The organism is Acidipila rosea (genome assembly GCF_004339725.1).
Classification (GTDB): Bacteria; Acidobacteriota; Terriglobia; order Terriglobales; family Acidobacteriaceae; genus Acidipila; species Acidipila rosea.
The window spans coordinates 259,152-280,198 of sequence record NZ_SMGK01000001.1 but is presented as its reverse complement, the minus strand read 5'-3'; the positions used below and the strand labels follow the sequence as shown (position 1 = coordinate 280,198).

General features: G+C 60.5%; 14 protein-coding genes. 7 read left to right on the top strand and 7 right to left on the bottom strand.

The window, feature by feature from the left end:
- Window positions 1–186: 186 nt before the first annotated feature.
- The 4 genes from C7378_RS01205 to pruA form a co-directional block, all read right to left on the bottom strand.
- The gene (locus tag C7378_RS01205) at window positions 187–3,339 is read right to left on the bottom strand and encodes an Rne/Rng family ribonuclease (protein WP_131990902.1); all 3,153 of its coding nucleotides are present in this window, start codon (window positions 3,337–3,339) and stop codon (window positions 187–189) included.
- Window positions 3,340–3,764: 425 nt separating this feature from the next.
- Window positions 3,765–4,865 (bottom strand): rod shape-determining protein RodA, encoded by a 1,101-nt coding sequence (rodA, locus tag C7378_RS01200; RefSeq protein ID WP_131990900.1) that lies wholly within the window; start codon window positions 4,863–4,865, stop codon window positions 3,765–3,767.
- Window positions 4,866–4,959: 94 nt separating this feature from the next.
- Window positions 4,960–5,337 carry a response regulator gene (locus C7378_RS01195; RefSeq protein WP_165876578.1) on the bottom strand — a complete coding sequence of 126 codons (378 nt, stop codon included), beginning with the start codon at window positions 5,335–5,337 and terminating at the stop codon, window positions 4,960–4,962.
- Between the two features lie 99 nt (window positions 5,338–5,436).
- The gene (gene pruA / locus C7378_RS01190) at window positions 5,437–7,032 is read right to left on the bottom strand and encodes an L-glutamate gamma-semialdehyde dehydrogenase (protein WP_131990896.1); all 1,596 of its coding nucleotides are present in this window, start codon (window positions 7,030–7,032) and stop codon (window positions 5,437–5,439) included.
- 348 nt (window positions 7,033–7,380) lie between these two features.
- Here pruA and C7378_RS01185 point away from each other — a divergent pair, with 348 nt between their 5' ends.
- Window positions 7,381–8,325 carry an IS1595 family transposase gene (locus C7378_RS01185; protein WP_131990894.1) on the top strand — a complete coding sequence of 315 codons (945 nt, stop codon included), beginning with the start codon at window positions 7,381–7,383 and terminating at the stop codon, window positions 8,323–8,325.
- Between the two features lie 25 nt (window positions 8,326–8,350).
- Here C7378_RS01185 and C7378_RS17605 read toward each other — a convergent pair whose 3' ends face one another.
- On the bottom strand, window positions 8,351–8,521 hold the full coding sequence (locus C7378_RS17605; RefSeq protein WP_165876577.1) for a hypothetical protein: 171 nt from the start codon (window positions 8,519–8,521) through the stop codon (window positions 8,351–8,353).
- Complete coding sequence (locus C7378_RS01180; protein ID WP_131990892.1) at window positions 8,518–9,300, bottom strand: hypothetical protein; 783 nt, start codon at window positions 9,298–9,300, stop codon at window positions 8,518–8,520. Before C7378_RS01180 ends, C7378_RS17605 begins: the two co-directional genes overlap by 4 nt.
- Window positions 9,301–9,459: 159 nt before the next feature.
- Between C7378_RS01180 and C7378_RS01175 the strand changes: the two genes are divergently transcribed.
- Together C7378_RS01175 and C7378_RS01170 are read left to right on the top strand one after the other, a co-directional pair.
- Window positions 9,460–10,848 (top strand): nicotinate phosphoribosyltransferase, encoded by a 1,389-nt coding sequence (locus tag C7378_RS01175; protein ID WP_207901288.1) that lies wholly within the window; start codon window positions 9,460–9,462, stop codon window positions 10,846–10,848.
- 183 nt (window positions 10,849–11,031) lie between these two features.
- Window positions 11,032–11,625, top strand: a complete 594-nt coding sequence (locus C7378_RS01170; protein ID WP_165876576.1) for a LolA family protein — start codon at window positions 11,032–11,034, stop codon at window positions 11,623–11,625.
- Between the two features lie 10 nt (window positions 11,626–11,635).
- On the opposite strand, the gene C7378_RS01165 is transcribed toward C7378_RS01170, so the two are convergent.
- Window positions 11,636–13,177, bottom strand: coding sequence for a carboxylesterase/lipase family protein (locus C7378_RS01165; RefSeq protein WP_243647973.1), 1,542 nt, complete (start codon window positions 13,175–13,177; stop codon window positions 11,636–11,638).
- Window positions 13,178–13,414: 237 nt separating this feature from the next.
- Between C7378_RS01165 and C7378_RS01160 the strand changes: the two genes are divergently transcribed.
- The 4 genes from C7378_RS01160 (at window position 13,415) to C7378_RS01145 (ending at window position 21,046) form a co-directional block, all read left to right on the top strand.
- A complete protein-coding gene (locus tag C7378_RS01160) occupies window positions 13,415–13,990 on the top strand; it encodes a ribosome maturation factor RimP (protein WP_131990886.1) in 576 nt (191 codons plus the stop codon).
- 33 nt (window positions 13,991–14,023) lie between these two features.
- Window positions 14,024–15,688 carry a transcription termination factor NusA gene (nusA, locus tag C7378_RS01155; protein ID WP_131990884.1) on the top strand — a complete coding sequence of 555 codons (1,665 nt, stop codon included), beginning with the start codon at window positions 14,024–14,026 and terminating at the stop codon, window positions 15,686–15,688.
- Between the two features lie 145 nt (window positions 15,689–15,833).
- Window positions 15,834–19,013: a translation initiation factor IF-2 gene (infB, locus tag C7378_RS01150; RefSeq protein WP_131990882.1), complete on the top strand. Its 3,180-nt coding sequence runs from the start codon at window positions 15,834–15,836 to the stop codon at window positions 19,011–19,013.
- A gap of 188 nt (window positions 19,014–19,201) precedes the next feature.
- On the top strand, window positions 19,202–21,046 hold the full coding sequence (locus tag C7378_RS01145; protein WP_131990880.1) for a glycoside hydrolase family 43 protein: 1,845 nt from the start codon (window positions 19,202–19,204) through the stop codon (window positions 21,044–21,046).
- The last annotated feature ends 1 nt before the right edge of the window (window position 21,047 follow it).

The window sequence follows — 21,047 nt, the reverse complement described above, 5'->3', positions numbered from 1 at the left end:
GCATTAGACTACTAAGCCATCTAACCCGTTATCGATGCGAAGGATGCGCTTCCTGTTGTTTTTTCAGCACATTACAGAATTTCAGCCTTATCAACGATAACCCCATACCGCCCCTTCGCCATAAATGGAAAAGCGGCAGCACCCTTTGCAGAACGGGTACTGCCGCTTTTATTTTGCGCCTGCTGTCTAGTGAATGTCGAACTGCTCCGGATGCAGGGCGGGATCGCTCTTCACGATGATCGTCTTGCCCGTCATCTCTTCCAGTTCGTTCAGCCACCGCCCATTGCCTGCCTTCAGCGTCTTCACCACTTCCGGATTCACCCGCAGCAGCACATCGTTCTTCTCGAAATGCTTCTGCATCTTCCGCATCTCGATGTAGATCTCGTTGCAGACTGTGGTCGGCGACTTCACCATGCCGGTTCCCGTGCAGATCTCGCACGGCACGCTCAGCGTCCGCTCGAGCGACTGCTTCACCCGCTTGCGCGTAATGGCAACCAGGCCGAAATCGTTGAACTGCAGCACCTTCGATGGCGCGCGATCGGCCTTCAGTTCGTCCTCCAGCGCCTGCATCACCTTGTGGCGATTCTTGCGCTCGTCCATGTCGATGAAGTCGATGACGATAATGCCGCCCAGGTCGCGCAGCCTGATCTGCCGCACAATTTCCGGAATCGCATCGAGGTTCGTCTTCAGGATCGTGTCCTCAAGCCGCGCCGTCTTGCCGACATACTTGCCGGTGTTGATGTCGATGGCGACCAGCGCCTCCGTCTGGTTGATCACGATGGACCCGCCCGACTTCAGCCACACCTTGGACTTCAGCGCCTTCGTGATCTCGTCCTGGATGCCGAACTGCTCGAACAGCGGCGTTTCCTTCGTGTAGAGCTTCACCCGCCTGACCAGCGACGGCTGGAAGCGATTCAGGAAGCGCACAATGCGCTCGTAGTTGTCTTCGTTATCTACCCAGATCGTTGAGAAGTTGTCGCTCACCTGATCGCGCAGAATACGCTCCACCAGGTTCAGATCGTGATAGATCAGCGCCGGGGCCTTGCCCGCGTCCGACCGCTGTTTGATGTCATTCCACAGGCTGATCAGGAAGCGCAGGTCAGCGCGCAGGTCTTCTTCGCTCGCATTGCCCGCCGCCGTCCGAACGATAAATCCGCCTGACGCCTCACCCTTTTCGCTGATCAGTATCCGCTTCAGCCTCTGCCGCTCTTCATCCGATGCGATCTTCCTTGAGACGCCAACGTGGTTCACCGTCGGCATGAACACAAGGTAGCGTCCGGGCAGCGCAATGTGGCTCGTAATCCGCGCACCCTTCTTGGCAATCGGCTCCTTGGCAATCTGCACCAGGATCTCCTGCCCCTGCTTCAGCAGCTCGCTGATAACCGGCAGATCGCTCATCTGCGCCGTAGGACGACGGCCGCCGCCCTGTCCCGGACGGCGGCGTCCCTGCTGGCGGCGGCCTCCGCGGCGGCTGTCCTCGCGGCGCGGCGCGCGCTCAGGCTGCCCTGCGTCCGCTGCCGGCTCCTCTTCCAGATCTTCGTCCGCCTCCTCGAGGAACGGCTCCGCCGCAAATCCCTCCGCTTCGGCCTCATGCTCCTCTGCCAGCGCGCCCTCGGGGCCATAGCTCAGCCGCTGGTTCAGGTGCGACTCGCGCACCATCTCACCCAGCTCTGTACCCCCGTTCTGCTGGTCCAGCGTCTCTTCTTCAATGTCTTCGAGGTCATGCTCGTCTGCGTTCATGTGCAGCAGTTCGAAGTCATATTCATCCTCGTCGATCACTTCCTCTTCCAGCAGCCCCGCGCCCGGCGCGAATCCATGGAGCTGACTGACCACTTCACCGGCATGAGCCTCGTCCTGCTCCGCCAGATCGACATGGTCACCGGCAATCTCCTGCTCCACCGGCTCTTCTTCTTCGTACTCCACGGCAAAGGAGTCTTCCCTCACCGGAGCCGCAGCCAGCTCTGCCACTGGTTCCGCAGCCGGTTCTGCAACTGCTTCTGCAGCCTCCATCGGTAGACTTTCCTTCTCGGCGGCCTCGATCTGCGGCGCTTCAACCACTGCTGCCTCAGGCTCCGGAGTCTCAGTCCGTGCAGCCTCGACTTCAGGGGCCTGGCTTGCAGGAGCCTCCACTTCGGCAGCCTGCTCCTCCGGCGCTGGAACACGAAACTCTCGCGGCGCAATCGGATCAACCCGGTGCGAAGCCGAAGCATTTTCCGGCTCAAACTCGACTTCCTCTTCCTCGACTTCCTGCGTCTCTAATTCGTGCGCCTCGGCCGCATGCTGCTCCACCGGCGACGCCTGCTGCTCCACCGGAACCGCCGGCTGCTCATGCTCCTGCGCAGCCTCGACTTCAGGCTGCTCTGCCTGCTCTTCTTCAACGACAGGCGCGCTCGCAGCCTCTTCATGCAGCAGCGGCATCGGTTCTGTGATTACCTCGGCGACTCCCTCGGCCTCACCATGCTCTTCCGTCTTCGGCTCTACCGCCTGCTGCGAAGCTGTCTCCTGCACCGGCTTCTGCTCTTTGTTCCTGTACCGCGAAAGTGTCTCTCCCGGCAGCTGTGCTCCACCGTCCCAGGCAAGCACGGCGGCCTCGACCAGCGTCGATGGCTTCGGCGCAACATAGTTCACTCCCGCGGGTGCGGCAGCGGCGGCAGCAGGGGTTGATCCGCTCTCAGCCGCAGCCGTCTTCATCCCATATTTTGAAAGCGACTCGCCGGGCAGAACGATCGGCCCCTCCACCGCAACAGAAGGATGCGCAGAGGTAATGCCGCCGGGTGCGCCGCGCTCCGGCGTCGGTACCGGCTCATAAGCAATTGACTCCTCGACCGCTTCGATTGACTCGATTGCTGCCGGCTCTTCGGCGGCCTGTGCCTGCGGTTCGGTCGCGCGCGGCTCACGCTCCCCGCGCCCGCCACGTCCACGTCCACGGCGGCGTCCACGCCAGCGCCGGGTTCCTGTCGGAGATTCTTCCTCACCCTCGCCTTCCACCGCAGGCGCCTGCGCAACGGCTGGTTCTTCCTGGGGCTGGCGGGGCTGTTGGGCAGCGCGTGGCGCGGCCTCCCTGCGTCCGGGTGCCGGGCCTACGCGCTCAAAATCAGCGGAGTCTTCCTGCTCTTCCAGGAAATCCGTGACGTAAAGGAAAGCATCGCGCTCCAGCCCGATATCGACAAAGGCCGACTGCATGCCTGGCAGCACGCGGGTTACACGCCCTTTGTAAATGGACCCTGCAAGGGTGTATTCATTCTCGCGCTCGTAGTAGATTTCCGTGAGCTGATCGTCTTCGAGAATCGCAAGCCGCGTCTCATGCGGCGTGCTCGAAATGCAAATTTCTTTTGACATGCTGCCTCTCTTGCCCGCTGGCTTCTTCGCCAGTCAGGCGCGGACGAGGCAGATCACGCAGGCGCTCCGGAAAGGAGAAAGTCTGACAAAGAGACGGCCGATCGAAACGCAAACCCTGGGGCGGCCACAACACTCCGGCTGCGCCGTGCCTCTCTTGCAAGACACGAAACGCCGGGTGAAGACCCGCTGAAAGGATTGAGAAATCTGCTGGATACGTCTTTCGGGAGTACTTCCACGCGCAATGAGTTTGTGACCGCTTCTGCCTGTCTGCCAGGCGGGGCCGTTCCCCGTCGTTGCGCGCTCATTCTTTCATCCTGCCCGGCCTGGCAATCTACCTGGCCGGTTAAATTTTCTTCGTCTAAATACTGCTCAAAACTTCGGCGCCGCAACTCTGCGGGATCGCCACTCACTGCCTGAACCTGTTCTCAGTTCACAAAACGGCTCATGCGGACGTTCATTACCATCCCGAGCGCCAGAAATGTGAACAAGACCGAAGACCCTCCATAGCTCATCAGCGGCAATGGAATTCCGGTCACCGGCATCAGCCCCACCACCATACCAACGTTGACCGCGATCTGGAAGATCAGGACTGCTACCACCCCCATTACCAGGAACGTACCCGGAAGGTCGGAGGCTGTTTGAGCGTTTTGAATCAAACGCATCAATATGAGGAAGTATAGCAGCAGAACTACCGTGGCGCCGACGAACCCATGCTCCTCGCAAAACGCCGCGAAGATGAAGTCCGTGTACGGAATCGGCAGAAAGTCCCCCTGCGTCTGCGTCCCCTTCGTCGCTCCCCGCCCGAAAACTCCTCCGTCGCCCACCGCAATCAGCGATTGCCGGATCTGGTACCCCGTCCCCTTGGGATCGTTGTCCGGGTTCAGGAAGCTCGTCAGCCGTGCCTTCTGGTAGGGCTTCAATACCTTTCCGCTCATCCAGATGCCGCCCACCAGAGTCACGCTGACCACCCCGATGATCGTCGCCTTCTTCCAGTCGATGCCGCCCAGAAACAATCCGCACAGCAGAATCGGAAAGTAGGTCAGCGACGTCCCCAGGTCCGGCTGCTTCAGCACCAGCAGCATGGGAACCCCTACCATCGCCATACCCTTGAAGACGTCCACCCACGTCAGCGTCTTGCCCGCCAGCCCGGCAAAGTACCGCGCCATCGCCACAATCAGCACCAGCTTCACCCACTCCGAAGGCTGAAAGTGTATCCCGCCCGGCAGCTTGATCCATCGCCGCGCGCCCAGCACCTTTGTACCCACCACCAGCACTGCCGCCAGCGATACCAGGCAGAACCCGTAGATCCAGTGAATGATCTCCAGCAGCCGGTGGTAGTCGATCAGCGACAGCGTGAACATCGCCACCAGCCCGCCCGCCAGCCACAGCATCTGCATCTTCTCGAAGCCCACAAACTTCGTGTGCATCGTCGCGCTGTAAATCTCCAGGATGGAGATCACCGACAGCACCAGCACAAACCCCAGCAGGGTCCAGTCAAAATCCCGAAAAGATAGAAAACGGCGCATGGAGTTGGCTTGATCTTAATTGTAATGAAGGTGCGGCGGCCGCTCGCGAGATAAATTTGTCTCCGCTGCAGCAACTTGGGCTGCATACGCCGCGCTAGATTCCCAGACTGGCACTGTCGCGCCTGGTCCGCAGCAGCGCATCCACCACCTGCACCAGCTCCCGCGGATCAGCCGGCTTTTCCAGGTAGAGATCCGCCAGCGGTTCCGCCGCCTGGAAAGCCTCGCCTACATAGCCCGAAACCACCACCACCGGCACACTGAACCTGCTCTTCGCCGCCTCGACAATGGTCCGTCCCCGTCCATCTCCAAGGCGCCAGTCCGTTACCACCGCATCAAATCTTTCTTCTTCCAGCAGCCGGATCGCGTCATCCGCCGTGGAACAGGATCTGACCGTGTGGCCAGCCTGCTCCAGAATTGCCGTCTTCAGAACGATGACGGCAGGATCATCGTCCACGCACAGAATCTTGGCCACAGCATGCCTTTCTGCGCCCATTGTGCTCAGTTAGCTTCAGCCTGTCAAACGAAGCCGTCGCTGCATCAGCGGAGATCCGCCCTCACCAGGCGCCCGCAGCTACCCCAGCCGCGTAGCCACAGATTTCGCCTGCGTGAACAACAGCAGGTAATCCGGGCCGCCCGCCTTCGAGTCTGTCCCCGACATATTGAAGCCGCCAAAGGGATGCGCTCCGACCATCGCGCCCGTGCACTTGCGGTTGAAGTAGAGGTTGCCCACGTGATACTTCAGCCGCGCCTGCCGCTGCTTCTCCGCGTCCGCCGTGTAGAGCGCCCCCGTTAGGCCATACTCCGTTCCGTTCACAATCTCCAGCGCATGGTCAAAGTCCCGCGCCTTTGAGATCGCCAGCACCGGCCCGAAGATTTCCTCCTGCGAAATCCGCGCCTGCGGATCGACATCCGCAAACACCGTCGGCTCAATATAGTAGCCGTGCTCCGCCGTCTCTATCTTCTTGCCGCCCGCAATCAGCCGGCCTTCCCGCTTGCCCGTGTCGATGTAGCCGAGAATCGTCTCCAGCGCTCCGCGATTCACCACCGGCCCCATGCCAAAGTTCTCCACCGGGTCGCCGACCTTGATCGCAGCCACCCGTTCCCGCACCCGCTCCACAAAAACGTCATAGAGCGGCTCTTCCACAATTGCCCGCGAACACGCCGAGCACTTCTGCCCGCTAAATCCAAACGCCGACGACACCACCCCTTCGACCGCCTGGTCCAGGTCCGCATCCGCGCTCACGATGATCGCGTCCTTGCCGCCCATTTCGAGCACCGTCCGCTTGATCCAGATCTGTCCCGGCTGCGTCTTTGCCGCCCGCTCGTGGATCTCCAGCCCGACCTGCTTCGAGCCGGTAAACGCGATGAAGCGCGTCTTCGGGTGCTCCACCACCGCATTGCCAAAGGTCGCCCCCGACCCGGGGCAGAAGTTCACCACCCCCGGCGGCATCCCCGCCTCTTCGAGCACGTCCACAAACCGCGCCGCGATCGTCGGCGAATCGCTCGACGGCTTCAGCACCACCGTATTGCCGGTCACAATCGCCGCCGCCGTCATCCCCGCCATAATCGCAAACGGGAAGTTCCACGGCGGAATCACCGCGCCGACTCCCAGCGGAAGATACAGCAGCTCGTTCTTCTCCCCGGGATACTGGATCGGCGTCGTCGCCGCGGCCAGCCGCAGCGCCTCGCGCGCATAGAATTCAAGGAAGTCGATCGTCTCAGCCACATCCGCATCGGCCTCGGCCCAGTTCTTGCCGACCTCATAGGTCAGCCACGCACAGAACTCGAACTTCCGCTCGCGGATAATCTCCGCCGCCTTCAGCAGCAGCGCCGCCCGCTCCTCCGCCGCCACATACTGCCAATGCTCAAAGGCCGCCAGCGCCGCCTGCATCGTCTGCTCGACGTGCTCGGCCCCGGCCTTCTGGTGCACACCCACCACCTGCGCCGGACGCGCCGGATTCACCGACCGGATCTTCTCCGCCGTCCGCAGCCGCTCCCCGCCGATCACCAGCTCATACTCGTGCCCGAGCATGTCCCCCACCCGCACCAGCGCCTCTTTCATCGCATGCGCATTGGCATGGTCGTGGAAGTTCGTAAAAGGTTCATTGCGAAACGGCCCTTTGGGGCTCAGCGGCAGGATGACGGTGGAGATCTGTGCGGTTGACATGACCCTCTAGTTTAGCCGAGAACCGGCGGCCGCAAGAATGAATTTCCAGCGAGCCCCCCCAAGCGCCACCTCACTCAACCCCTCGAACAGAAACAACCATTGATCGCCGCAGGCTTGGCGCTCTATAGATATCCATCAAGGTATCGTTATTCTGGGCAAATCGTTGACGAGGGAACGTCGTGACCTGCATCCTCTTCCTTCCAGCGATTCCGCAGATCAGAGCACAATTACAGCGTCGGCCATCTCGACCGCAAAGCCTCTGGCTGCGCTCTTTTCTGGCCAACTGGTACGCAAAATCCGGCAACAATATACGTGACGAATCAAGTCAGCTTTGACATACTTAAAAACATGAAAGCCCCAAAAACACTTCAAGACGCCATCCTCTACTTCGCAGATGCCGATAACTGCCTGCAATATATGGTAGATAGGCGTTGGCCTGAAGGCGTCGTTTGCCCGACCTGTGAACGCAAAGACCCCACTTTTCTGAAGTCTCAAGGCAAGTGGCAGTGCAAGAGCGCCCATGCCAAGCGCCAGTTCACCGTCAAGGTTGGAACGATCTTTGAGGATTCGCCTCTCGGACTTGAAAAGTGGCTTCCGGCGGTGTGGCTGATTACCAATGCGAAGAACGGCGTTAGCTCCTATGAGCTTTCACGCTCGCTTGGCGTGACTCAGAAAACTGCATGGTTTATGCTCCACCGGATTCGCGAAGCAATGAAGCAAGACACCTCGCACAAGTTCGGCTTTGGCGGCCCGGTAGAGAGCGATGAAACCTATGTTGGGCCGAACCCTCAGAAGATGCACAAGGATCGCAAGGCGAGGATGCAAGCGAAGGATGGCCTCAAGGGTGAATACGTCGGCAAGACTGCCATCCACGGGATGCTGGGTCGGGAGCTTCGGCAGGTTCGCGCCAAGGTCATGCCGAACGTTCGCCGCGATTCGTTGCAGGAATCGATTCTCAACAACGAAACCCCGTTCGCCAAGGTCTACACCGATGAGTTATCTGGATACGACGGCCTCGAAAAGCAGTTCATTCACAAGGTGGTAAATCACTCGATTGAGCATGTACGCGGACAGGTACACACTCAGGGAATCGAGAACTTCTGGAGTCTCCTGAACGCGGCCTTCGCGGAACTTACGTTGCTGTTGAGCCATTCCATCTTGATCGTTACGTCTCCGAACAGATATTCCGTTTTCACAACCGTGCGACCAAAGACAACCCACTTACCGACGCCGACCGTTTCGCTTGTGTGCTCATGCAGGCCGTTGACAAGTGCCTCACCTATGCAGAGGTAACCGGTAAGGCGGGCGAAACGATTAACTAGTCCTTCGCGCCTAAAGCGCGGCCCGCAGTGGAAGGTTTCTTAGCCTTCCGCTTTTCTGCGTTAGCTTTCTTCTCCGCTTCCATCGCCTCTTTCACTACCTTCGGATCGGCGCGAAGAATTGAATTCATCGCATCGTCGAACTGCTCAAATTCTTTGCTCTTCTTCATGGGTTCACTTCCTGGCATCGTTGACTGAGCGCCTTCATTACGGCGCGTACATGCACAAAGACCTCTTCGGATCGCTGCCTGTCATACTTCTCCCGGACGTGCATTGTGTGATTCCGCCAAGCATTCTTGAGGTTGCGAAAATGCGCCGTGATCTCGGAATAATACTGCTCTGTCGCCTTCCAATCGGCGGATTTTGATTCACTGCTTGTCTGAAGTGCTTTTTGGATACCCTGAATAATCTGCTCCCAACTTCGATCTTTGGGATCACAACCTATGCCCAGCGCTAAAGCGGAAAGACCGATCTCTAAAACGCGCATGAGATGAAACACCGCAGCCGTATATCTGCCAACCGCAAAACATTTTGAATACTCTTCTAGTTCGTAATCAGTGGAAGGGAACTTATCAGAGACTTCCTCGCCATAGATGCGCTTCCCCTTCCATGCCTCAGCTTCGGACGGCTCAAGGGAAAAGAAAGTGCGAATTTCTAGTTCATCTTCCAGACGTTGAGCCACAGTTTGGATTGCTCTTTCCAGAGAATCGAAATCTATTCGGGCACCCTCCTGCTGAAGCTTGACGTACTCTGCCATCTTGTCGATCGATTTCACCGTCATCCGCAGTTCGTTTTCAAGACAAAGATTTCTAAATCTCTCAAGAGATGCCTCTATTCGTTCCAGAGCATTCAACTGCTGGTCGAAGTCTTTGTAGATATGGCCAAGTTGTACCTCATTGAGAGTGGAACGCATACACGCTGGAAATAGATACACCTCGACGGCTTGCATGATTAGCTGGGGGCTCCAAATTTGAAGGTTCAAATCACACCCCCATTCTCGAATCGCGCCGATGATTCGTCAAGTATATTATTTCCCAAAATCCCCTTCCATCCTTCAAACCCGGCATCTCCTGAGCCCGCCCACCGCATGCAGTAAAGTAATCCCATTGTGATCATTAACCTCGCGCGCCGCGCGCACAATCACAACTGGGAGCTCGACCCGATCACCCGCTCCCTGCTGGATACCGACTTCTACAAGCTGCTCATGCTCCAGTTCATCTGGAAGCACTTCCCTGCGACCAGCGCCTCGTTTTCCCTCATCAATCGCTCCACCGAGGTCCGTCTCGCCGATCTCATCGATCCCGGCGAGCTTCGCGAGCAGCTCGACAACGCCCGCACCCTCCGCTTTCACAAGTCCGAACTCATCTGGCTCGCGGGCAATACCTTCTACGGCCGCCAGGGCATCTTCGAACCCGCCTTCCTTCAGTGGCTCGACCGCGACTTTCAGCTGTCCGAATACGAGCTGACAACGACCCGCGACGGGCAGCTCTCCCTGCGTTTTCACGGACTATGGACCGCCACCACTCTCTGGGAGATTTACGCGCTCTCCGCCGTCAGTGAACTGCGCACCCGCGCCGCCCTCAAGCGCCTCAGCGAACTTGAGCTCGACATCCTTTACGCCCGCGCCAAGGCCCGCCTCTGGGAGAAGATGGACCGCCTCCGCGGCGTCCCCGGCCTGCGCGTCAGTGACTTCGGCACCCGCCGCCGTCACAGCTTTCTCTGGCAGGAGTATGTCGTCAAGGCCATGAGCGACACCCTCGGAGCCAGCTTCCGCGGCACCTCCAACACCTATCTCGCCTACCAGCACGATCTCGAAGCCATCGGCACGAACGCCCACGAGCTGCCCATGGCGCTCGCTGCCCTCGCCAGCACGGACGAGCAGCGCCGGGCCGCGCAATATCGCCTCCTCGAACTCTGGCAGCAGACCTATCACGGCGAACTGCTCATCCTCCTGCCCGACACCTTCGGCACCACCCAGTTCCTCCGTGGTGCGCCGGACTGGGTCGCCGACTGGACCGGCCAGCGCGCCGACAGCAAGGACCCTTACGTCGCCGGGGACGAATACATCACGTGGTTGCAGCAGCGGGGCCGCGACCCCCGCCAGAAGCTCTTCATCGCCTCCGACTCGCTCGACGTGGACCAGATTCTCGGCCTTCACGCCTGGTTCTCCGGCAGGCTCCTCAACGGCGCCACCCCCGCAGATTTCCGCAGCGCCGCCGACTTTCTCGATACGCAGAAGTGGCTCCCCGAGCCCCGCATCCGTTTCAGCGCAGGCTGGGGCACACTGCTCACCAACGATTTCCGCAACTGCAACCCGCAGGGCGATGGCGGTTTCAATCCCCTCAGCCTTGTCTGCAAGCTCAACGAGGTCGATGGCCGTCCCGCCGTCAAGCTCTCTGACAACTTCAACAAGTCGCTCGGCCCTCCCGAGGAGATCGAGCGCTACCGGGGCGTCTTCGGCCTCGAGGGCATCGCCGGCGCGCCCGTCATCACCTGAGGCTCCCCCGGAAAAGAAGCCCTCAGCCCCGCACAGCATCCAATAATTTCGGTCAGGAAAGCGAATATGAAGATAACCATTATTAGAAGAGAATTATTATCCCTCGCAGCCGTTTTTTGCGCACTTTTATGGCCAATCGCGGCCCATTCGCAGTCTCCGGAGCTGCAGAAAACCCTCTCCGAGATGGACGCCGCAGCCGCGAAATTCCAGAGCGCGCAGGCCGATTTTGCCTGGGATCAGTACACCGCCGTCGTCGACAGCCACGACGTCCAGAAGGGCTCCATCGCCTTTCGCCGCGCGGGTGGATCGACTGAGATGCTCGCTGAAATCAAGACCGACAATGACCAGCCGGCCCCCAAAACCATCCTCTACAAGAGCGCCGAGCTGGACTTCTACCAGCCCACCATCAAGCAGGAAACCATCTTCAGCGCCTCCGGCCGCCAGGATCAGGCCGAGGCATTTCTGACGCTAGGCTTCGGCGGCAGCGGCAAAGAGCTCGCCGCACACTGGAACATCACCTATCTGGGCACCGAGACCATCGACGGTGTGCAGACGACGAAGCTTGATCTCAAGCCCAAACAGCAGTCCGCGAACAATATGTTCACGCACATCACCGTCTGGATCGACGCAGCGCGCGCCGTCTCGCTCAAGCAGCAGTTTTTCGAGGACAGCGGCGACAGCCGCACCACGACCTACTCCAACATCCGCATGAACAGCGCTCCCGCCAGCCTCTTCTCCGTCAAGATTCCCAGCGGCACGCAGGTCATCCGCAAGTAGATCGGCACTCTTACAGCACCTCATCCCACAGCCTCAGCTCAGCCTGCTGAGGCTGTTGCTGCACCTGGCTTACAGTGTTCAGAATCATGGTGGAGCGCTCCGCAAGCGTGTACCGTGGCCATGCAAGCAGGCCCGGGGCAGACGGCGATTCCCCACGGATGAATGCCGCCCAGGCTTGGTGCATCTGCCTGCTGAGCGCGCCTTCCGCTCCTGCGTTTGCCACTCCCGTATGCGGCCTCGCCCACACAATGCCCACATCGAGCGAGTGATACGCGTAGTCCTTGAGCCTCCCGCTGCTCTCCGCAAAATCCAGGCGATACATCCACGCGCTTCCGCCGCCCCGCACATGCGCTTCTGCAACACGCACGGACGGCACCCAGTACTCCTCCGCAGTGATCGCGCGAATCAGCAGATGCTGATGATCCATCTGCGGATAGACAGCTTGATAGCGACTAAAGACGCTGTTGAACCGCGCCAGTGACATATTTCCAAGCTCCGCGGCAGTCGCGTCGCCCATCGGATGCGGACCAATAAACAAGGCGCTCTCATCCCGGTTCGTTCCGATCAGCAGCCGCTTGCCTTTAGTGGAGCCGTCGGCAATTGTCTTGACCGGCAGTTGCGGAATCAGGTGTCCATCCACCTCGGCCCGCAGTGGAAAATGCTGCGGCCACTCTGCAATAAAGCGATGCTGCACCTCGATCAGGGAGCCCGGCGCAGCCGTACGCAGCGCAGCCGGGGTCTGACCCGTATTGCGGCGCCACTCGTCGCCGTATCCCTTGGCAACCACCGCGCTGTCCGGCCTGCTCCCCAGCCGCTCGGCGCCGCCACTCTCTGAAATCATCTGGTGAAACAGCGGCTCCGCCGACGGAATGCCCATCAGAATGTCAGTCAGCTTCGCCCCTGCCGATTCCCCGCCAATCGTCACGCGCGAGGGGTCCCCGCCAAAGGCAGCCACATTGTCCCTAACCCACTCAAGCGAGAGGATGATGTCGCGCAGCGCATTATTCGCACTCCCGGCGTAGCCTGCGCCCAACAGCGGCTCCATATCCAGAAAACCGAAAACACCCAATCTGTAGGCCACCGTAATGCAGACGATGCCTTCGCGTGCAAACGCCGCCCCATCCACCACCGGATCGAAGGATCTGCCACTTAGAAATCCGCCCCCATGAATCCACACATAGACGGGGTAAGGCCCTTTGCCCTCAGGCGCCCAGACATTCAGATAGAGGCAGTCTTCGCTGTGCCGCACGCCTGCATCGCCCCACTGCATGGCAGCAGCGGCAAACTGCGTCGCATTGCGGCTGCCCGTCCAGTGCTCCGCCTTCTGCGGCGGCCGGAAGCGGAGATCCCCGACCGGCGGCCTGGCAAACGGCACCCCTCGAAAGAGTCGAACACCTCCGACTGCCTCGCCCTTTAGCGTGCCGCTGGGCGTGGAAACGGTGACTGCAGAAGATGCCTGCAGTCCGAAGAGCCCCCTGGCCGAAAGAAGTGAGCCTGCTGCAAAGGATGCTTTCGCAAGAAAATCCCGCCTGGACAACCTGGTTGAATGCACGCGCTTTCTTTCCGCCTTTTCCTGTCGTTTTGAGTCTTGCAAGAGAAGATGAATAACAGGATAGCGCCTGCCCTGATCAAAGCGGCCGGCAGATGGGATTTGAAAACCTCATCGCCCGGCGTTATCCTAAGGAAGCATACGAATTCACCCTCCGTCATGGCGGAGAGAGATGAGTGGGCGAAAGCCCACTTTTCTTTTGCACGAGAATTCGCTCGGCCTACAGCTGGTTTTCGTCATATGGCTCTTAACCTCGATCAAATCCGAACCCTTGCCGAGCGCGTTGCCGCCTCGCATGGCCTCGACATCGTCGAGGTCGAGTACGAGGGCAACCCCAAGCAGCGACTGCTCCGCGTCTTTATTGAGAAGAATGCAGAGGAGCGCGCCCGGCTTGCCGCCGCTCCCCCTGAGGACTCGCCCCTGCCAGCCGGCATCAGCGTCGAGCACCTCTCCGGAGTCACGCACGACGACTGCACCGCCTTCAGCCGCGATTTCGGCACCGTGCTCGACATTGAAGACCTCGCGCCCGACTCCGAGTACACCCTCGAGGTCTCATCGCCTGGCCTTGAAAGGCGGCTTACCACGCTGGCGGACTTTCGCCGCTTTACGGGCAGTCTCGTCAAGTTGCAGACTTTTCAAGCGGTTACAGGCAACCGGCATTGGCGCGGCAGGCTCACAGCAGTAGGCGATACAGCCATCACGCTAGACCTCAGCGCGGTAAAGCAAACTGGCAAGGCGGCAAAAAAGGCCACCGCGCAGACCATTGAGATCCAGCTCGCGAATATCGAGAAAGCCAACCTCGTTCCCGAGTTTTAACCAGCAGTTTTTTGAGAAGCAGAGAGACAATTTATGGCAAGCGTTCTATACGAAACCATTGAAGCACTCAGCCGCGATAAGGGCATCGACCCCGGCATCGTCGTCACCGCGGTTGAAGACGCGATCGCCCTCGCGACCCGCAAGTACTACAAGACGCAGGAGAACATGCGCGCCGAACTCGACCGGCAGACCGGCGAGATTCGCGCCTACGTCTACAAGACGGTCGTCGAAACGCCTGAAGAAATTGAGGATCCGGTCAACCAGATCACCCTCGCCGAAGCCCGCGCACTCGCGCCGGACGTCGAGGTGGGCGGCGAAATCCGCTACTACAAGCCAACCGACGTACTCGGCCGCATCGCCGCGCAGATGGCCAAGCAGGTCATCTTCCAGAAGGTGCGCGAAGCCGAGCGCGACACGGTGTTTCAGGAGTACAACCACCGCGTGGGCGAGGTGCTGAACGCAACCGTCAAGCGCATCGAACTGCAGGACGTAATCTTCGACCTCGGCAAGGCCGAGGCCCGCATGCCCCGCCGCGAGCAGTCCCGTCTGGAGCAGTTCTCAGTGGGCGAACGCGTTCGCGTCGTGCTGCTGCGTGTGGATCGCGCGGCCAAGGGCCCCCAGGTCATCGTCTCCCGCGCCGCGCCGGAGCTGGTGCAGAACCTCTTCCAGAGCGAAGTGCCCGAGATTTATGACAACACCGTTGCCATCCGCGCCATTGCCCGCGAAGCTGGCGAGCGCACCAAGATCGCCGTGCAGTCCCGCGACAAGGATGTCGATCCGGTGGGCGCGTGCGTCGGCATGAAGGGGATGCGTGTACAGTCGATCATCCGCGAACTGCGCGGCGAAAAGATCGACATCATCGAGTTCAGCGAGGAGATCACCACCTTCGCAGAAAAGGCGCTGCAGCCTGCCAAGGTCAGTCGTGTCAGCATCGCCGATCTGGGCGAGAAGCAGATCGAGGTCATCGTCGATGACACCCAGCTCTCGCTGGCCATCGGCAAGAAGGGCCAGAATGTGCGCCTCGCCGCCAAGCTCCTGGGCTGGAAGATCGACATCAAGAGCGAAGAGGAGAAGCGTCAGGAAGTCGAGCAGCAGATGCAGGCTTTCTCCGGTGGCCCCTCCACTCCGATCGAGCAGGTGAGCGAACTGGGCGAAACGATCATCCAAAAGCTGGTAGCCGCCGGTATTACCACCGTCGAATCTCTGGCCGACATGACGCCGGAGCAGCTCGAAGAGATTCCCGGCATCGGCGAGAAAACTCTGGAGAAGATCAGCGTGGCTGTCAGACACTATTTTGGGCAGTATGAACCGGGCGAAGAGCGCAGCGCAGTGGCCGCAAACAGTGAGGTCGAGGCAGCGCGGCGGATCGAAGCAGCGCAAAACGCGGAAGAGATTGACGCCCTCGAGCAGGATCTCAGCCAGGCCGGAGAGCAAAGCGAAGATGCACACGATGGCTCCGGCCTGATCAACGATGATCTGGCCGAGGAGCGGCTGGCCGAGATTACCGAGACTGGCCCGATGCTTGACGAAGAAGGCGCGGAGTCGCTGGTTCCAGGACGCGACGACACCAGCGCGGTACTGGCGGAGCATCATCCGAATACGGATCTTGCCCGCTCGGAAGTGCTCGGCGAGGGCAACCTCGACGAAACCCGCGATGAGCGTCGTGAAGATGTAAAGGTCGATGAGGGCGGCGCGTAATGCGCTGCCCTGCAGCATTCCACTCTCCTGAAATCGCACAGCATGCAATTTCGGGGGATAATAGATTAGCGGTTATATCCCACAACGGCGAGGTTGCGATGCACATCTAACGGCGTTGTGGAGGGTGCAAGCATAAAAGGGGCGGATGAGCAAAGTTCGAATCAATGATTTGGCGCGCGAGTTGGAAGTGAAGAGCAGAACTGTGCTCGACGCGCTCACGGCAATTGGAGTTACTGAAAAGAAGACCCACTCCAGCTCAGTAGAAGCGGATGAGGCCGAGCGCCTGCGGGCGTATATCAACGGCGGCGGCTCACGTGGCGCCTCGTCCAGCACTGCGCGGAGCGCACAGGAACCCAGGCCGAAGATTGACTGGTCGCGTGTGTCCAAGCCGGGCGACGTGCTCAAGGCTATCCAGGAACGCAAAGAGGCTGAATCTGCGCCCCCGGCAGCCCGGGTGGCCGCGACACCTCCTCCGGTGCAGGCTGCACCACCCCCTGTCGCTTCTTCACCTGCACCTGTGCGGCCGGCAGTCACTGCGGCTCCGCCCGCCGTCAAGCCCGTCAGCGCTCCGCCTGTCAGCAGCACCCCGGCTGTGCCGGCAATTCCCCAGCGTCCGCAGGCTGCCGCGCCGGTTCCACCGCCCGCGCCGCGCCGCATCGTACCTCAGCCGCGTCAGGCTCCGAACATCGTAGCTGCGCCGCCGACTCCGGCCATCGCCGCCAAAGCCCCCACAGGGCCTGTCGTCGCGAAGCCGCCGGTCAGCGCTGCGCCAAGGCCCCCGGCTGCACCTGTGGTGGCTCCTGCTGCTTCGGCCGCGCCCGCCATCCCCGCACCAGCACCAGCAGCACCTGTAGTTGCAGCAGCTCCGCCGCCACCGGCTCCGCCCGTAGCGGCGCCGGCAGCGCAGCCTCCTGCACCGCCCGTTGCAGAGACACCTGCTCCGGAGCCGCAGGCCGCCGCGCCAGTAGCGCCTCAGCCACCAGCCCCGCCTGCCCGTCGCGTCATTATGCCGCAGACCGGGCCGCGACCTGTGTACACGGCTCCGCCGCCGCCGAAGCCCGTAACTCCGGCCCCAAGCGCGACCAATCCGCAGGGCGGCATCGTCCAGCGCGGCAGACCTATTTTTGATCGCCGGCCTTCCGGCGGCCCTGGTGGACCAGGCGGCTATGGGCAGCGCCCGCAGGGTGGCCCTCCCGGCCAGTTCCCGGGCGGACGTCGTCCCATGCATCCGACCCGCAGCACTCCCGGCGGCCCTCCCGGCGCGCGTCCCGGTTTCCCCGGAGCACGTCCCGGCTTCGGCGCTCGCCCCGGCTTCGGCGGACCACGCCCCGGTGGACCCGGCGGTGCACCGGGCGGCATGATGCCGCCTCCGGGCGAAGCACCACGCCCGCAGCGCCCCAGCGGCCCGCCGCGCGGACGCGGTCGTCAGCAGTACCCGAAGACCAAAGAAGGCCCAATGAAGGGCTTCAATCCGCCGCCGCGTTACGGCGGCGCACCGATGATGTCCCAGGAGCCGCTGCCGATCACGCGCACCATTACCGTGACGGAAGGCATCAGCGTCAAGGACCTCGCGGAGAAGCTCGAAGTACGTGGCAAGGATCTCATCGCCTCGCTGCTGATGCGCGGCGTCTTCGTCACCGTCAACCAGTCGCTCGACGGCGAACTGGTGAAGGAAGTCGCCCGTCAATTCGGCGCAGACACGCAGGTCATCACCTTTGAAGACCAGATGGCCAACGAGGCCATCGAAAGCATGCTCGCGCAGCCGAATCCCGACGAGCTTGAAGTCTCGCGTCCGCCGGTCGTCACCGTCATGGGTCACGTCGACCATGGCAAGACCTCGCTGCTCGACGCCATCCGTGAAACCGATGTTGCAGGCGGCGAAGCGGGCGGCATCACCCAGCACATCGGCGCATACAAGGTGCGCATCAACAAGGCCGACTCGCCCGCCTTTGGCCGCGAGATCGTCTTCCTCGATACGCCGGGCCACGAAGCCTTCACCCGCATGCGCGCTCGCGGCGCAAAGGTCACCGACATCGTTGTCATCGTCGTTGCAGCAGACGACGGCGTGATGCCGCAGACCCTTGAAGCCGTCGACCACGCCAAGGCTGCAGGCGTACCGATCATCGTCGCGGTCAATAAGATCGACAAGCCCGATGCCCAGCCGGATCGCGTCAAGCAGCAGCTTGGCGACCGCGGCCTCGTCCCTGAAGCATGGGGCGGCGACACGGTCTTCGTCGACGTCTCCGCCAAGAAGCGCATGAACCTCGACCTGCTGCTCGAAATGATCTGCCTGGTCGCGGACGTGGGCAACCTGAAGGCGACGCCTGCCCGCTCAGCTGTGGGTACGGTGATTGAAGCGAAGCTCGACCGCGGTCGCGGCGCTGTCGCCTCGATCCTCGTTCAGAATGGCACGCTGCGCAACCAGGACAGCTTCATTCTCGGCAACACCTTCGGCAAGATCCGCGCCATGTTTGATGATCGCGGCCGCGCCATTGAGGAAGCCGGACCATCAACCCCGGTCGAGATTCTCGGCCTGGAAGGTATGCCCGATGCGGGCGATACTTTCCTGGTCGTAGCCGATCGCGACAAGGCCAAGGGCATCGCGCAGTACCGCAAGATGAAGGAGCGCGAGTCTCAGCTGGCGAAGAGCTCCCGTGTCTCCCTCGAAGGGCTGGCCGAGCAGATCAAGCAGGCTGGCGTCAAGGAACTACCGCTCATCCTCAAGGGCGACGTCGCCGGTTCGGTCGAAGTGCTGGCCGACTCGCTCCAGAAGATGTCGACCGAGAAGGTGCGTATCAAGGTCATCCACTCCGGCGTCGGCGCCATCACCGAGAGCGATGTGTTGCTGGCTTCGGCCTCGAACGCGATCATTATCGGCTTCAACGTCCGCCCCGAGCGGAAGGTTGCCGATCTGGCCGAACAGGAAAGCGTCGAGATCCGGCTGCACTCGATCATTTACGAGCTGCAGGACGAGATTCGCAAGGCGATGCTCGGACTGCTCGAGCCTGTCTTCCGGGAGAACTTCCTTGGCCGCGCCGAAGTGCTCAATGTCTTCCGCATTCCGAAGGTCGGCACCATCGCCGGCTGCCGGGTTACGGATGGCGTGCTCAAGCGTGATGCGGAGATCCGCCTCATGCGCGAAGGGGCGCAGGTCTTCAAGGGCAAGCTCACCTCGCTCAAGCGCTTCAAAGATGACGTCCGCGAAGTCACCAATGGCATGGAGTGCGGCGTGAGCCTGCAGAACTTCACCGACATCAAGGTAGGCGACACGATCGATGCCTTCGTCACGGAGAAACTGGCTGCCGAACTCACTGCCAGCAGCTAACCGTCACCGAAACAACAGAAAAGGCGCATGGGGACTCTCCCCATGCGCCTTTTTCCTTTTGCCTACGGTTCCTGCCCGGCATAGATGATCCCGTCAAAGTTCTAGGCCATTCAACCTATTGCCCGTCTCCTGTTGGAAAAAATACCTTCGGGGCGCTGGGAAATCCAAGCAAAGGGACACTACGACGCATGATCTTGCTCAGAAACCTTCCAAAAATCTCCGCCGTATTTCTACTGGTAACAGGCTCCGCCCTTGCGCAATCGACAGCGACTTCAGGGCCTCCGCCAAACTACAACTGGCCAAAGACCTACACAAATCCATTGCAGCTGAATACCGCAAGTGGCCCTGCGGTGAGTTGCCCTGATCCGGCGATCATCAGGCAGCGAATTGAGCAGAACGACACATGGTATCTCTACTGCACGGGCGACCCACTGAATTCGGCTGACATGAATGCAAACGGCCAGCTCAACGCGCATCTGATCACTCAATTCAAGTCCTATGACCTCATCCACTGGACTTACATCGGAGACGCATTCCAGCACACGCCCGCCTGGGTAGGCAATGCAACGAATCAGTTCTGGGCCGCGGCAGTGAAGCACTTCAATGGCAAGTACTACCTCTACTACGTTGCGCCTAATACACTCCAGGGTGGCGCCGCAATCGGTGTAGCAACCAGTCAAAGCCCGGCTGGCCCTTGGACCGATGCCGGAGCGCCGGTTGTCGCACCTGAAAATAACCCCTACAACGGCGCGCCAGGACGCGCAGTGATTGACCCCGATGTGGTCAAAGACGATACCGGTCAGCGCTATATCACCTATGGCAGCTTTAACGGCGGCATCAGTATTCGCAAGCTCTCTGCCAGCGGGCTCACCTCCGATCCTGCCACGGAGAAACAGATTGCCGTCGACAATTACTACGAAGGTGGAAACTTCTTCAAGCATGACGGCTACTACTACTTTTTCGCCTCCGTCACGGGCTGCTGCGATGGGCCGCTAAGCGGCTACAGCGTACGCGTAGGGCGCGCCAGGTCACCGATGGGCCCGTTTCTTGATCAGAACGGCGTCGATATGAATAGTTTCGATCCCGGCGGCAACATCGCTATCGCGGCAAACGGAAACCGTTGGGTCGGCCCCGGCGGCAATGTGATCTTCCAAGATGACTCAGGGCAGGCTTACATGCTCTATCACGCAATCGACGCGAATGCCCCTTACTTTGATGGCTACGCCGGCTACACGAGGCGGCCAGCGCTGATCGACCCGATTGACTGGGTAGATGGATGGCCGACAGTGCGATCGGGTCGATGGGCATCGGTACAGCCGCAGCCAGCTCCGGCTGCACAGCCCTGGCAGTACAACACTTATCAGCAGCAATTGCCGCCGCTTGAGTACGCTCCCGGAAAGAAGATTGCCGCACTCTCGGATGAATTCAACTCGGCGAAGCTCTCTCCGCAGTGGCACTTCATCCATCCAAATGCGAACAACAGCTACAGCCTGACAGGCAGCGCCTACGAGGCCTCAACCCAGGGTTTTGATGAGAACAGCGATCCTACGCAGGTCTCGATTCTGGCCGAGCCTGTGCCCTTGACCGGAGACTGGATGGTGGAGACAAAGGTGACCACCAGTGTGCCGTTCAACAATCAGTGCTGCTATAACTTTGCGCAGGGAGCGCTGTTCATCTACCTGAACGACCAGAACAGCATCAAGCTCGACGTCTTTCCGGATTTCGACACACGACAGACGGAGTTCGGCAAGCAGGTTGGGCCTGTTCCAGCCCATTATCCGACATACGATCATCAGGCTGTCGGCAATCCGGGCGCAACTACCTGGCTGCGGATTGTTCGTCGGACGATTGGAGACCGCGGAGAACTGTACACCGCTTACTCCTCTACCGACGGAGAGACTTGGACAAAAGGGGGCACCTGGCAACACCAGCTTGGTTCGAGCGCACAGATTGGAATCTCAGCACTGAACGCCGCCGGCTTCACGATGGACTTTGACTATGTGCGGGTCTACCGTCTCAGGCCTGAACGTTAGC

Excerpts from the sequence above, each read along its gene's own strand:
- C7378_RS01185 (WP_131990894.1), top strand. The coding sequence starts at position 7,381 with ATGAAAGCCCCAAAAACACTTCAAGACGCCATCCTCTACTTCGCAGAT.
- C7378_RS01170 (WP_165876576.1), top strand. The coding sequence starts at position 11,032 with ATGGACGCCGCAGCCGCGAAATTCCAGAGCGCGCAGGCCGATTTTGCC.
- nusA (WP_131990884.1), top strand. The coding sequence starts at position 14,024 with ATGGCAAGCGTTCTATACGAAACCATTGAAGCACTCAGCCGCGATAAG.
- rodA (WP_131990900.1), bottom strand. The coding sequence starts at position 4,865 with ATGCGCCGTTTTCTATCTTTTCGGGATTTTGACTGGACCCTGCTGGGG.
- C7378_RS01205 (WP_131990902.1), bottom strand. The coding sequence starts at position 3,339 with ATGTCAAAAGAAATTTGCATTTCGAGCACGCCGCATGAGACGCGGCTT.
- pruA (WP_131990896.1), bottom strand. The coding sequence starts at position 7,032 with ATGTCAACCGCACAGATCTCCACCGTCATCCTGCCGCTGAGCCCCAAA.
- C7378_RS17605 (WP_165876577.1), bottom strand. The coding sequence starts at position 8,521 with ATGAAGAAGAGCAAAGAATTTGAGCAGTTCGACGATGCGATGAATTCA.
- C7378_RS01180 (WP_131990892.1), bottom strand. The coding sequence starts at position 9,300 with ATGCAAGCCGTCGAGGTGTATCTATTTCCAGCGTGTATGCGTTCCACT.
- infB (WP_131990882.1), top strand. The coding sequence starts at position 15,834 with ATGAGCAAAGTTCGAATCAATGATTTGGCGCGCGAGTTGGAAGTGAAG.
- C7378_RS01145 (WP_131990880.1), top strand. The coding sequence starts at position 19,202 with ATGATCTTGCTCAGAAACCTTCCAAAAATCTCCGCCGTATTTCTACTG.
- C7378_RS01160 (WP_131990886.1), top strand. The coding sequence starts at position 13,415 with ATGGCTCTTAACCTCGATCAAATCCGAACCCTTGCCGAGCGCGTTGCC.